The sequence below is a fragment of the Acidaminococcus sp. CAG:542 genome (assembly GCF_000437815.1).
Lineage (GTDB): Bacteria > Bacillota > Negativicutes > Acidaminococcales > Acidaminococcaceae > Acidaminococcus.
Genome location: NZ_FR902092.1, coordinates 11,104 through 23,988, shown reverse-complemented (window position 1 = coordinate 23,988; position 12,885 = coordinate 11,104). Strand labels below are relative to the sequence as shown.

General features: G+C 56.6%; 14 protein-coding genes, 1 pseudogene and 1 other annotated feature. Of the genes and pseudogenes, 13 read left to right on the top strand and 2 right to left on the bottom strand.

Annotated elements, in window-relative coordinates:
* The 6 genes from QVO43_RS08405 to QVO43_RS08380 all read left to right on the top strand — a co-directional run.
* Positions 1–357 (top strand): polyphenol oxidase family protein (locus QVO43_RS08405; RefSeq protein WP_288174810.1); only part of this gene is annotated, 357 nt, incomplete at its 5' end.
* 17 nt (positions 358–374) lie between these two features.
* Positions 375–1,079 (top strand): YggS family pyridoxal phosphate-dependent enzyme, encoded by a 705-nt coding sequence (locus QVO43_RS08400; protein WP_022488082.1) that lies wholly within the window; start codon positions 375–377, stop codon positions 1,077–1,079.
* Between the two features lie 18 nt (positions 1,080–1,097).
* Complete coding sequence (locus QVO43_RS08395) at positions 1,098–1,703, top strand: cell division protein SepF (RefSeq protein ID WP_022488081.1); 606 nt, start codon at positions 1,098–1,100, stop codon at positions 1,701–1,703.
* Positions 1,691–2,512, top strand: a complete 822-nt coding sequence (gene proC / locus QVO43_RS08390; RefSeq protein WP_022488080.1) for a pyrroline-5-carboxylate reductase — start codon at positions 1,691–1,693, stop codon at positions 2,510–2,512. Before QVO43_RS08395 ends, proC begins: the two co-directional genes overlap by 13 nt.
* A 1-nt stretch (position 2,513) precedes the next feature.
* The gene (locus QVO43_RS08385; protein WP_022488079.1) at positions 2,514–3,311 is read left to right on the top strand and encodes a YlmH family RNA-binding protein; all 798 of its coding nucleotides are present in this window, start codon (positions 2,514–2,516) and stop codon (positions 3,309–3,311) included.
* 14 nt (positions 3,312–3,325) lie between these two features.
* A complete protein-coding gene (locus QVO43_RS08380) occupies positions 3,326–3,985 on the top strand; it encodes a histidine phosphatase family protein (RefSeq protein WP_022488078.1) in 660 nt (219 codons plus the stop codon).
* A 48-nt stretch (positions 3,986–4,033) separates the two neighbouring features.
* Here QVO43_RS08380 and QVO43_RS08375 read toward each other — a convergent pair whose 3' ends face one another.
* Positions 4,034–5,257 carry a YkvI family membrane protein gene (locus tag QVO43_RS08375; RefSeq protein ID WP_022488077.1) on the bottom strand — a complete coding sequence of 408 codons (1,224 nt, stop codon included), beginning with the start codon at positions 5,255–5,257 and terminating at the stop codon, positions 4,034–4,036.
* A 69-nt stretch (positions 5,258–5,326) separates the two neighbouring features.
* Positions 5,327–5,568 (bottom strand) — a binding site (T-box leader).
* Between the two features lie 219 nt (positions 5,569–5,787).
* On the opposite strand from QVO43_RS08375, the gene QVO43_RS08370 reads away from it, so the two are divergent.
* From QVO43_RS08370 to thrS, 7 genes are all read left to right on the top strand, one after another.
* Positions 5,788–6,960: a class I SAM-dependent methyltransferase gene (locus QVO43_RS08370; RefSeq protein WP_368509223.1), complete on the top strand. Its 1,173-nt coding sequence runs from the start codon at positions 5,788–5,790 to the stop codon at positions 6,958–6,960.
* A gap of 95 nt (positions 6,961–7,055) precedes the next feature.
* The gene (locus QVO43_RS08365) at positions 7,056–7,838 is read left to right on the top strand and encodes an electron transfer flavoprotein subunit beta/FixA family protein (protein ID WP_022488075.1); all 783 of its coding nucleotides are present in this window, start codon (positions 7,056–7,058) and stop codon (positions 7,836–7,838) included.
* 12 nt (positions 7,839–7,850) lie between these two features.
* Positions 7,851–8,846 carry an electron transfer flavoprotein subunit alpha/FixB family protein gene (locus QVO43_RS08360; RefSeq protein ID WP_022488074.1) on the top strand — a complete coding sequence of 332 codons (996 nt, stop codon included), beginning with the start codon at positions 7,851–7,853 and terminating at the stop codon, positions 8,844–8,846.
* Between the two features lie 85 nt (positions 8,847–8,931).
* Entirely contained in the window at positions 8,932–9,192 is a 261-nt protein-coding gene (locus QVO43_RS08355) for a heavy-metal-associated domain-containing protein (protein WP_022488073.1), read from the top strand.
* A 12-nt stretch (positions 9,193–9,204) separates the two neighbouring features.
* On the top strand, positions 9,205–9,876 hold the full coding sequence (locus tag QVO43_RS08350) for a 3'-5' exonuclease (protein WP_022488072.1): 672 nt from the start codon (positions 9,205–9,207) through the stop codon (positions 9,874–9,876).
* A 23-nt stretch (positions 9,877–9,899) separates the two neighbouring features.
* Positions 9,900–10,055 (top strand): hypothetical protein, encoded by a 156-nt coding sequence (locus tag QVO43_RS08345; protein WP_022488071.1) that lies wholly within the window; start codon positions 9,900–9,902, stop codon positions 10,053–10,055.
* Between the two features lie 330 nt (positions 10,056–10,385).
* Positions 10,386–12,296 (top strand): threonine--tRNA ligase, encoded by a 1,911-nt coding sequence (gene thrS / locus QVO43_RS08340; protein WP_022488070.1) that lies wholly within the window; start codon positions 10,386–10,388, stop codon positions 12,294–12,296.
* 159 nt (positions 12,297–12,455) lie between these two features.
* Here the strand turns inward: thrS and QVO43_RS08335 are convergent.
* Positions 12,456–12,885 (bottom strand): annotated as a pseudogene (locus QVO43_RS08335) (diaminopimelate dehydrogenase); the annotation flags it as partial.

The following is a 12,885-nucleotide window of genomic DNA, read 5'->3' as shown; positions in this document are numbered from 1 at the left end:
AGTGTAGGGAAAATCGTCCCCCATGCCCTGAATGTGATGAAAGAAGCCTTTGGCACAGAGCCTGGGGATGTGGTGGCGGGCATCGGCCCTTCCATCGGTCCCTGCTGCTATGAAGTGGGCCAGGAAGTGGCGGACCGGGCGGCGGAATATCCCTCCTGCCTGACCCCTCACGGACCCGGCCACTACATGCTGGATCTGTGGCAGCTGAACACCCTGGAACTGCTGGAAGCAGGGGTGCCCCGGGAACAGATTTACCGGGCGGACTGCTGCACCAGCTGTCACAAGGACCGGTTCTTCTCCTACCGGGCGGAAAAGGGGAAAACAGGCCGCCTGTATGCGGTGATCTATCGAAAATAAAGGAGATGGGGATACCCATGTTGAAGGATAATATTGCGGCCGTGGAAGCCAGGATCCAGGAAGCTCTGGGCAAGCGGACAGAACCCAAGGCCACCGGGGACAAAGTGACCATCCTGGCGGTGACCAAGAACCATCCGGCGGAAATCGTCACGGAAACCCTGGCAGCCGGTCTTACGGAGATCGGGGAAAACCGGGTCCAGGAAGCCATGCACAAACAGGCGGTACTGCCGCCGGGGGGCAACTGGCACCTGATCGGCCATCTCCAGACCAACAAGGCCAAACACGCGGTGGAGCATTTCTGCCTCATTGAAAGCGTGGACAGCCTGAAGCTGCTGAACCATCTGGAAAAAGCGGCGGCGGAACTGGACAAGATCCAGGATGTGCTGCTCCAGATCAACGAAGCGGGAGAAGAACAGAAAAGCGGCTTTGCCCCGGAAGATTTCCGGGCGGCGGTGCCGGAACTGAAGAATTACCCTCACATCCGCATCCGGGGGGTCATGGTGATCGCCCAGGCCACGGACCAGGTGGAAGAGACCCGTCCGGTGTTTGCTGCCGGTTACCGGGATTTCCTGTTCCTGAAGGATGCCCTGCCGGATTCTCCGGTGGATATCCTGTCCATGGGCATGACCCACGACTACTGGATCGCCGTGGAAGAAGGGGCCAACGAAGTACGGGTGGGTTCCGCTCTCTTTGGAGCCAGGGACTACTCTTTAAAATTTTAAACAGAAATGGTGGATCGTATGAAAAAAATCAGCAAGCTCTTGGAATATTTCGGCCTGGTCAACGGAGAAGACAAGCAGGAAACGGACGAAACCATGGAAAACCAGCAGCAGGATGAGGGGAAAGTGGTCCCCATGTTCGGCAGCGGCTCGGCAGGCACCTGGCGGGACAAAAGTTCCGACCGGGAGTACGACAAATATGACAGACCCTACGAAAAGACCTATGAAAAACCTTACGACAAAGTGTTCGACAAGGACTACGACGGCACGGCGGACTCTTCCCGGGAGGAAACGTCTTCCAGCCGGACCGGGGACAAGGTGCTGTCCATGCCGGTGAACCGGAATCCGGTGAGCGTGGTGGTCATCGAGCCCATCGACTTCAATGATTCCCAGAAAATGGCGGACTACCTGTGCAAGAACCAACCGGTGGTGATCAATTTCGAGGATACGGATGCGGACGTGCGGAAACGGATCATCGACTTTATCAGCGGCACCATCTATGCGTTGGACGGGACCCTGCGGAAAATCGGCCGGAATCTGCTGGTATGCGCGCCTCCCAATGTGGATATCGACACGGAAAACACCAATTTTGGATCGGAAGGGAGCAATGATCCATGGCAACGATAAACGGTATCAGTAAAATCACTTTCATCGGCTGCGGCGCTATGGGGGAAGCCATCCTGAAGGGCATCCTCCAGGGAGGCCTGGTCCGGAAGGAACAGGTGACCGCTGCTGTGCCTACTGCCAAACGGCAGGCTTATCTGAAAGAAACCTACGGGATCCCGGTAACCGGGGACAACAGTGCCGCGGCTGCAGATGCGGATCTGGTGATTTTGGCGGTGAAGCCCCAGATGGCCAAAGAAGCAGTGACTGCTGACCTGGTGGCAGCCCTGCCGGAGAAGGCCACCATCCTGTCCATTATGGGCAGCTATGACCTGGCCATGCTCCACGCCCTGGTGCCCGGCCATCCGGTGATCCGTTCCATGCCCAACACCCCTCTGTCTGTAGGGATGGGGATGACGGCCCTGACGGCGGACGGAAAGGTGGCTCCGGAAGTGATGGACGCTGCGGAAGCCATTTTCCAGTCCTGTGGGGAAACGGTCCGGGTGGACGAAAAGGCCATGGAAGCCATTACCGCCATCAGCGGCTGCGGCCCCGGGTATTTCTTTGTGGTCATGGATGCCCTGGCAGATGCCGGTGTCATGGCTGGCCTGCCCCGGGCACTTGCCATCAAACTGGCGGCCCAGACCATGGCCGGCAGCGGCGTCATGGGCCTGAAGACCGGGCTCCATCCTGCCCAGCTCCGGGACCAGGTGACCAGCCCCGGAGGCACTACCATTGCAGGGATCAAGGCCCTGGAAAACCACGGAGTGAGAGGAGCGTTTTACGATGCGGTGCAGGCGGTCCTGGACCGGAGTGCCGCATTGAAGAAATAACATGGCAAACACCACACAACAACGGGAAACAGTATTACGGTATTTCAAGGCCAGCGGGGATGCAGAACTGGCAGCCCAGCTGCTGGATCTTGCGGAAGGGGCCCGGAAAAGCCGGCGGGCCAGGGTATCCGGGTTCCTGGATCCCCACGGCCAGAATGTGGCGGAAATCGTTGCCGCCAACTATCCCCAGGTACGGTATGAAATGAACGGAGGCTTCCAGAATGCCGAACGGCAGAAGGTGGCCTTCATTGCGGACGAATTCTACGGCCAGCCGGATTTTGCCATTACGGCCCTGGAAATCCTCTGGGACAAACGGTATTATGACATCGGCCACCGGGATGTGCTGGGGGCCTTCATGGGCCTGGGCTGCAAACGGGAAATCCTGGGGGACATTGTGTTCATCGACGAGGGGGCCCAGCTGGTGGTGGATACCCCCATGGTGGATTTCATCCTGAGCAACCTGACCAAAATCGGGGCAGCCACGGTGGAAGTGAAAGAGATCCCCCTGACGGACCTGAAGGAAAAGGAACAGAAGATCAAACTGATTTCCGCCACGGTGGCGGCCCTGCGGCTGGATGCGGTGGCGGCCAGCGGCTATGGGGTATCCCGGAGCCGGATGGCGGATGAGATCAAGGGCCAAAACGTGAAGCTGAACTGGCAGGACGCCAAAAGTCCTTCCCAGACGGTGAAGGAGGGGGATGTGATCTCCTTCCGGTCCCGGGGCCGGGTGGAACTGGCGGAAGTCCGGGGGACCACCAAAAAGGGACGGTATGCCATTACCCTGAAACGGTACATCTAAGGAAGGATGTCATTATGATTTTACTGATTCGGCACGGGGAAGCGGATCATCATGTGAAGGAACTGACCGGGGGCTGGACGGATTCGGCTCTCACAGTGCTGGGACAGAAGCAGTTCCAGCAGCTGGCGGACTGCCTGGCCTGGGATTTTTCCGGCCGCAGCCTGCCCCGGATCGTATCCAGCGACCTGCAGCGGGCCCGGACGGGAGCGGAAATCATTGCCCGGAAGCTGGGAGCAGAACCGGTGGAATGTTTTTCCTTCCTCCGGGAAAAGAACAACGGAAAGGCAGCGGGACTGAACAAAAAAGAGGCCCTGGCCTTTTACCACCCGCCGGAAACCGGCCGGGAGCTGGATCATGTGAACTATGACGGAGGAGAGACCCGGCGGACCTTCTATGAACGGACCATCCAGGGGTTCCGGGAACTGGAAAAGGAAGGCCGGGACCTGATCATCGTGTCCCACAAGGGAACCATCCAGAACATCCTGTTTGCCTGGCTGGGGCTGAGTATCGAAGAAGTGGCGGAAAAACAGATATCCTTCGACATCCGGCCCGCTTCGGTGACAGTGCTGGGCATGAACAAATGGGGAGAGCATGCGGTATTCGCCCTGAACGACACCTCGTACCAGTGGAAAAAAGGACCTATAGGGATTTTCAATTTTCCCTTTGGGGCATAAAAAAGGAGATGTTGCACGTGAAAAATATGCGTGCAACATCCCCTTTTTTTATGCTTCCTCCACTTCCGCTTCTTCCATTCCCGGATACTGGTTCATGGCGTCGATCCGTTCCCGGTATTCCTGGTCAGCGGCGTAGCGCTTGTTTTTGGCCCGGCCGATGGTCAGGAAGGGGACGATGATGATGGCAATGGCCAGGTAGCCGCAGTAGCCATACCCGTATTTGATGATGTTGGTCAGACCCACCATGGAAACGGTCATGGACAGGCAGATAATGAACAGGGTCACCAGAGCGGACCGCTTTACGGCGCTGCCGGTGATCTTTTTCAGGCAGTCCATTTCAGAGAAACGGGCGGTGAATCCGAACACCGTGGTCACCCCGGTGGAGATCAGGCAGAGCATGAGGGTTACGAAATAGAGAAGGGTCAGCCAGGGCATCCCCATGGCTTTCAGGCTCATGAGAGTGGGCAGGGGGGTCCTGCCGTAGACCCCGGTCCAGCCCAGGAGCATGCACACGGCCATGGTGAGGGCGGTGGCGTTCATGGCAAAGGACATCCACATGGAATCTGCACAGTTCTTCCGGGTCACCAGAGGGGTGCCCACCACGATCATGGTGGGGATCACCACGCACTGGAAACCGGAATAGGTGAAAGCGTGGAGAATGGCGGTGGGCAGTTTGGCAAAGCCGTTAACGGCAAAATCCTGGGCCATGGCATCCAGGAAGAACCGGGTGCCTTCCACCTGGCCGCCCATGGCGATGCCCACGGAGAAAATGGTAATGGCCATGGCCAGGATGGCAATGCCCATGTAGGTGGTGGCCCGGCGGACCAGGTCAGCCCCGAAAATGGTCAGTACAAAGATTACGGCGCCCACCACACCGATGCCGGTATAGTAGTTGAGCCCCGTCTGGGCGGCCAGGGCGGAGGCGGCCCCGGAAATGGTGGCGGATACGGCCATGAGCACCATGATGTAGAAGAACCCTTCAAAAAGGAATTCAATGCCGGGTACCGGCCGGTACAGATTCTGGAAAAGCTGCCGGTAGCTGGTGAGGTGCCGGCTGTTGTACATGTTCATGGCCTCTTTGATGGTGAGGGTGAACAGGAGCATGGTTACAATGGCGGTAATGGGGCCCAGCCAGCCCAGGCTGATGAAGTAGACGTTTTCCTGGTTGCCGGTGGCGAACCCGCCTCCCGCGTGAGAGCTGAACAGCATCGCTCCCACCGAAAAGCACAGGGAGAGGGAGGCCCCTTTGATGGCAGATGTTCCGTTGATCATGATTGTTTCCTCCTTGGAATGACAGTTTCCAGAGAAACGAAAACGCCTTCCGTCTCTCTGCATTGGCAGCAAAGAGACGAAAGGCGTTGGATCCTTCCGCGGTACCACTCTGTTTCGTCCTGGGGACGCGCTATCGGATACGGCCGGTGGCGATATCCATACTCTGTAACGGGAGTTCCCGGAGAGACCTACTGCAGGTTCGGTCCAGCCGCTCAGCAGGCAGTTCGGCCCGTCCCATCCACTGCCTCGCAGCAACCGGCAGCTCTCTGGAGCAGGGATTCAGGCGTACTAGTCTGCGTCATCACGTTTCGGCGTTTGTTGACTATGGATGAAATGATACCACGGATACAGTATACTGTCAATGGGGTTACGAAAGAAAATTTATATCAATCCTTTTCGCATATTATTGTTATCAGCGTTCCTTTTCACATAATCACTTAGCCACTTAGTCTCTTGTCCGCTTAAAAGTGTTATAATATATGGTAAACAATGAATATTTCCATATTGCAGAAGGGAGTCCTGTTGTCATGCTGCTTCATAAAATGATGGATCATTTTCTCCTTTATTATCTGGGGCATTTTGACAAGCACTGTTTCAATGTCCAGATCCATGGGGAGGAGTATACCATTGGTGAGGGGAAGCCGGAATTCACCCTGATCATCCACAAAGACATTCCCAAAAAGGCCCTGCTGGAGTCCACGGAACTGGCTCTGGGGGAGGCCTACATGCGGGGAGACATCGAAGTGAAGGGGGACCTGTTCCACATGCTCTGCACCCTGCTGGAACAGGCGGACCGGTTCTCCCTGGACCGGAACAGTCTCCGGAACATCCTGTACATGTCGGAAAAGAAACAGGACCAGGCCAAAGAAGTGTCCTCCCACTACGATCTGGGGAATGACTTCTACAAACTGTGGCTGGATCCCACCATGAGCTATTCCTGCGCCTATTTCAAGTCCGACAAAGATACCCTGGAACAGGCCCAGCGGAACAAGGTGGACTACATCCTCCAAAAGCTGTACCTGAAGCCGGGGATGACCCTGCTGGACATTGGCTGCGGCTGGGGCTTCCTGCTGCTGGAGGCGGCCAAAAAGTACGGAGTGAAGGGCTATGGCTGCACCCTCAGCAAAGAACAGTGGAAAAAGAGCCAGGAACGGATCAAGGCCCTGGGCCTGGAGGGCCAGGTGACCATCGAACTGACGGACTACCGGGACCTGGAAGCCAAGGATCTCCAGTTCGACCGGGTGGTCAGCGTGGGGATGATGGAACATGTGGGCCGTTCCAACTATTCCACCTATATGGAAACAGTGAACCATCTGCTGAAACAGGGAGGAATCTTCCTGCTCCATACCATTACCGGCCACGATGAAGTGGTGTCCGATCCCTGGATCCGGAAATACATCTTCCCGGGGGGCACCCTGCCTTCCCTCCGGGAACTGATCCATCATGCCTATGATGCGGATTTCCGGGTGCTGGATGTGGAAAGTCTCCGCCGCCATTACTGCAGGACCCTTCTGTGCTGGTACAAGAACTTCTGCAAGGTCCACGAACAGGTGGCCCGGTGGAAGGATCCTTCCTTTGTACGGATGTGGGATCTGTACCTGTGCGGCTGTGCAGCGGCCTTTCAGATTGGCTACATCGACATCCATCAGGTGCTCATGACCAAAGGGAACAACAACAGCCTGCCCATGACCCGGTGGTACTAAATCAATAATAATTATCAGTTGCGATAACTTCGAATTCATAGTATAATCACTATAGACTGATAAAACAATATTTTTTTCATAAAGGAGGCTGCATTATGAATATCGCTGTATTGGTGAAACAGGTACCTGCCGTTTCGGATATCCAGCTGTCCGGGGACAACAACCTGGTCCGTGTGGGGGCACCTTCCATGCTGAACCCGGTTGACCTCCACGCCATCGAGGCGGCCCTGGCCCTGAAGGACCAGGAAGGGGGCACGGTAACCCTTGTGACCATGGGCACTGCCATGGCCAGTGACATCCTCCGGGAAGGAATCGCTCTGGGGGCGGACAAGGGGATCCTGCTGTCCGATGAACGGATGGCCGGGTCCGATACCCTGGCTACCGGCCAGATCCTGGCAGCGGCCCTGGCCAAACTGGGACCGTTGGATCTGGTGCTGGCCGGGAAGCGTTCCACGGACGGGGACACCGGGCAAATCCCTCCGGCCCTGGCCCAGAGGCTGGGCATGACCCTGCTTTCGTATGCGGATGAACTGGAAGTGAAGGACGGCCAGGCCACCATCCGCCGGCTGAACCGTGGCGGGGTGGAAACCCTCCAGGCGGCTCTGCCGGCAGTGATCTCCGTAACGGAAAAATGCGGGAATCCCCGGACTCCCGGCATCCGGGGCAAAATGGCCGCGAAAAAGGCCGTGTTCCCGGTATGGCGCCTGGAAGACATCGACCTGGCTCCGGAAAAAGCCGGGAAGGCCGGCTCCGCCACCAAGGTTACGGAACTGTTCGCTCCGGAACCCCAGCCGGTGGGCACCATGATCCAGGGAGCCACCCCGGTGGAAGCTGCCGCCAATCTGGTGGACGAACTGCGGAAGAAGAACCTGCTGTAAGGAGGCGTTATCATGGAATGGAAAAACAATATCGGAGTCTATCTGGAAACCTCTGACGGCAGGCTCACCTCCCTCAGTGTGGAACTTTTGGGGAAAGCCCGCCAGCTGGCGGCCGCCCGTCCCAATCAGGTGCTGGGCATCCTGGCCGGGGACAATCTGGAGGGCGCGGCCCGGGAAGCCATTGCCTACGGAGCCGATGGGGTGGCCCTGCTCCAGGCCCCCAGTCTGGCCGCTTTTGATGGAGCCCTTTATACGGAAGCGGTGGCCAAAGCCCTGAGCCTGTATGCTCCCAGTGTGCTGTTCATCGGTGCATCCCCCAATGGCCGTGACCTTGGCGGCCGGCTCTCTGCCCGGCTGGAGGCAGGGCTGGTGGCGGACTGCATCGATGTGCGGTACGAAGGGGAGGATGATACCCTTACCTGGATCCGTCCCGCCTACACCGGCAAACTGTTCGTGAAGATCCAGACCACCACCCGGCCCCAGCTGGGTACGGTCAGCGACAAGATCTTCCACGGCAACCCCAAGGATGAAACCCGGAAAGGGGAAATCTTCCCGGTGCCCCTGGACAATGCTGAAGCCAGTCCCGCTGTGAAGGTGCTGGATTTCACGTCTCTGGAACAGCTGAAGGAAGTGCTGGACCTGGATACGGCGGATATGGTGGTAGGGGCTGGCCGGGGCGTCCAGAACGAAGAAGGGATGCGGGAAGTCCAGGCCTTTGCCAAACGGATCGGCGCCGCTTTCGGGGTTTCCAAACCGCTGGTGGACGCAGGCTGGGCACCCTATGAATGGCAGGTGGGGGTCACTGGCAAGAAAATCGCCCCCAAGATCTACATCGCCCTGGGGATTTCCGGGGCCATCCAGCACAAACTGGGGATCCAGGACGCCGGGCTGATCATTGCCGTAAACAAGAGTCCTGATGCCCCTATTTTCCAGTTTGCCCATTACGGCATTGTGGGGGATCTGTTCGATGTGATGCCGGAACTGGAAAAACTGCTGAAGAAGGACTGACCCTTGACAAATCCTACAAAACTTCTATAATTAACCCTGCGGAATACCCATACGAGGTATAGGGTATTCCAGCAGGAGGTCTATTATGGTAAAAATGATTGTTGGTGTCGAAGGCATGGCCTGCGGCATGTGTGAATCCCATATCAACGAAGCCATCCGGAATGCGTTCCCGGTGGATTCCGTCTCTTCCTCCCGTTCCAAAAAGGAAACGGACATTGTGGCCAAAGACCTTATTCCGGAAGAAAAAATCCGGAAAGTCATTGACCAGACCGGTTACCAGGTCACCAGCTACCGGGTGGAACCGTACGAAAAGAAAAAGGGATTCCTGGCCTGGCTCTTCGGCTGATGCAGGAGACCTATGAGAAAAAAGGATAATTTTGCCGGCACGCTGCCCGGCACCGGGAAGAGTCTGGTGGCTTTTCCCGAAACCTATGTGGTATTGGATCTGGAGACCACCGGCCTGGATCCGGAACGGGACCAGATTATTGAAATCGGTGCCCTGGAAGTGGTCCGGGGGAAGCGGGGGAGGACTTTTTCCACCCTGATCCAGCCCCGGACTCCTTTGTCCGGCCATTACGTTTCTCCCTTCATCACCCAGCTTACCGGCATTACTGACGATATGCTGGCAGCTGCGCCCCAGCCCCGGCAGGCCCTGGAAGCCTTTGGAAAATTCCTGGGCAGCCGGGTGACGGTGGGCTACAATGTGGGCTTTGACATGGGGTTTCTCCAGCAGCAGTTCCAGACCCAACTGTACCGGCCTCTGGCCAATGACTGGGTGGATGTGCTGCCCATGGCCCAGACCCTGTTCCCCCTGTGGGACCATCACCGGCTGAACAATCTGGCCGCCTGGTACAAGGTGGAGAACAAGGAAGCCCACCGGGCTCTCAGCGACGTGGAAACCACGGAAACCTGTTTCCGGAAACTGAAAGAAGACGCTGCCCGCCAGTATCCCTCCCTGGAGGCGTTCCTGGAAAAGGTGCGGCAGAAAATGGAAGGAAAGAACGAAGGCCAGCAGCTGAGCCTGTGGTAAAGCTGCAGTACAAGGAGGAAACCATGGATCAGGGAATCGAAGAACTGGCTTGGGAAATGTCCAAGGACTGGAAGGAAAAAGGCTACAAAGACCGGGAAACCTGCGCCGCCGACATGGTGCAGATCATCGAAGAGGAACAGGACCGGTTCAACCATCGGGAAGCCCAGGAAGAATATTAAATTTTCCTTGACAAACTTTTCCCCGGTGGTATAATGTAAACAATTTCAAAAAGCCAATGGCAATGACGAGGACAACCTGTCAGGGCAACAGTACAGAGAAGCCCGGAAGCTGAGAAGGGCGCGGAAACAATTGACAGTCAACCACCTGGGAGCCATCTGCTGAACAAAGTAGGCAAGATCGTATATTCTGCGTTAAAGGATGCCGAGTGGAACTGGCCACGGTCAGTTCAATAAGGGTGGAACCGCGAGCTTATGGCCCGTCCCTGTGAGGGACGGGTCTTTTTGTATGTCCGTCCTGATCTTGCTGGTACTATCAAGGAGGAAATCAATATGTCAAACATTAAAGTAAGCCTGCCAGATGGCAGCGTTAAAGAATTCGAAGCCGGCAGCTCCCTGCTGTCCATCGCCAAGAGCCTGAACCAGAAACTGGGGAAGACCGCTCTCCTGGCCAAGGTGGATGGAGAAAACAAGGACCTGAGCGATACCCTGGATCATGATGCCAAGGTGGAATTCATTACCCCGGACAGTGAAGAAGGGCTCCATGCCATCCGTCACACTGCTTCCCATGTAATGGCCCAGGCCATCCAGCACCTGTTCCCGGGCACCAAGTTCGCCATCGGTCCTGCCATTGAAAAAGGTTTCTATTACGACTTGGACAGTGAGCATGTATTCACTCCCGATGACCTGCGTGCCATTGAAAAGGAAATGAGCAAGATCATCAAAGCCAACTATCCTCTGGTCCGGAAAGAACTGCCCAGAGCGGAAGCCCTGGCCAAATTCAAGGCCGAAGATGAACCCTACAAAGTGGAACTGATCGAAGACCTGCCGGAAGATGCCGTGATCAGCACCTACACCCAGGGAGATTTCACCGACCTGTGTGCCGGCCCTCACTGCCCTTCCACCGGCCGGGTAAAAGCCTTTAAGCTCATGAGCATTGCCGGTGCCTACTGGCGTGGGGACGAACACAACAAGATGCTCCAGCGGATCTACGGCACGGCTTTTGCCAGCAAGGAAGATCTGGAAGCCTACCTGCACATGATGGAAGAAGCTGAAAAGCGTGACCACCGGAAACTGGGCAAACAGCTGGGTCTGTTCATGCTCAGCGAGTACGGCCCCGGGTTCCCCTTCTTCCTGCCCAACGGCATGATCATCCGGAACACCCTGATCGACTACTGGAGAGAAGTGCACCGCAAATACGGCTACCAGGAAGTCATGACCCCCATGATCATGAACCGGCAGCTGTGGGAAACCTCTGGCCACTGGGATCATTACAAGGAAAACATGTACTTCACCAAAATCGATGGGGAAGACTACGCCATTAAACCCATGAACTGCCCCGGCGGCATGCTGGTCTATGCCAACGAACCTCATTCCTACAAGGAACTGCCTCTGCGGGTAGGCGAACTGGGCCTGGTGCACCGGCATGAACTGTCCGGCGCTCTCCACGGTCTGTTCCGTGTACGCTGCTTCACTCAGGACGATGCCCACATCTTCATGATGCCCAACCAGATCGAAGACGTGATCCAGGAAACCATCCGTCTGTTCGACGAAGTGTACGCCACTTTCGGCCTGACCTACCACGCCGAACTGTCCACCCGTCCGGACAACTCCATGGGTGACGACGCCACCTGGGAAATGACCACCAATGCCCTGCGGAAAGCCATGGATGACTTCGGCTTGAAGTATTCCATCAACGAAGGGGACGGCGCCTTCTACGGCCCGAAGATCGACTTCCATCTGAAGGATTCCATCGGCCGTACCTGGCAGTGCGGCACCATCCAGCTGGATATGCTGCTGCCGGAAAAATTCAACCTGACCTACACCGGGGAAGACGGCCAGAAACACCGTCCTGTTATGATCCACCGGGTGGTGTACGGATCCATTGAACGGTTCATCGGTATCCTGATCGAAAACTACGCCGGTGCCTTCCCGGCCTGGCTGGCTCCGGAACAGGTACGGGTAATGCCCATTACCGACAAGTTCAACGAATACGCCAAACAGATTGTGGACAAACTGGAAAGCCAGAAAATCCGGGCCCATCTGGACGACCGGAACGAAAAAGTCGGCTACAAGATCCGGGAAGCCCAGGTCAAGAAAGTGCCGTATATGCTGATTGTGGGCGAAAAGGAACTGGAAAGCGGTACTGTTTCCGTCCGCAGCCGGGACAACGGCGAACAGGGAGCCATGGCCGTGGACGAATTCATCGCCAAGCTCCAGGACGAAATCAAGAATCGGAAGTAAGCATAAAAAAAGAGGGTTGCTGCAAAAAAAACGAGCAGCAGCCTTCTTTTTTCGTCAGTGGTCAACGGTCAGCAGCCGGATGAAAATAGGTGGTATCACGGAACTTCCGTCCCAGTGGGGATGGAAGTTCTTTTTTAGTTTAAGGAGTCGGGCAATTTTTTACAGCATATGGGCCCGCAGGTACCCGCCGTCTTCCGGCATCAGATAGGCCGGAGCCACGTCGAATACCGTAAGGCAGCCGGTGCGGCCTTCCTGGTGGAGCCGGTGGGCGGCCCGGGCGTAGGCCACCAGTACGCTGGTGGTGAATTCCGGATTGGAATCCAGTTTCAGGCTGAATTCGATTACATGCTTGTGTTCATCCTGGTGCCCGGTGACCCCGCTGCGGATCACAAAGCCCCCGTGGGCCAGACCGCTGTGGTTCTTCTTCAGTTCTTCCTCACTGATGAAGTGGACGGTGGTGTCATAATCAGAGAAATAGTTGGGCATGGTTACAATGGCCTGTTCCACCGCCTTGGGGTCGGCCCCTTCTTCCAGCACCACATAACATTCCCGGGTGTGCTTCTGCCGGGTGGTCAGTTCCGGCTGGGGG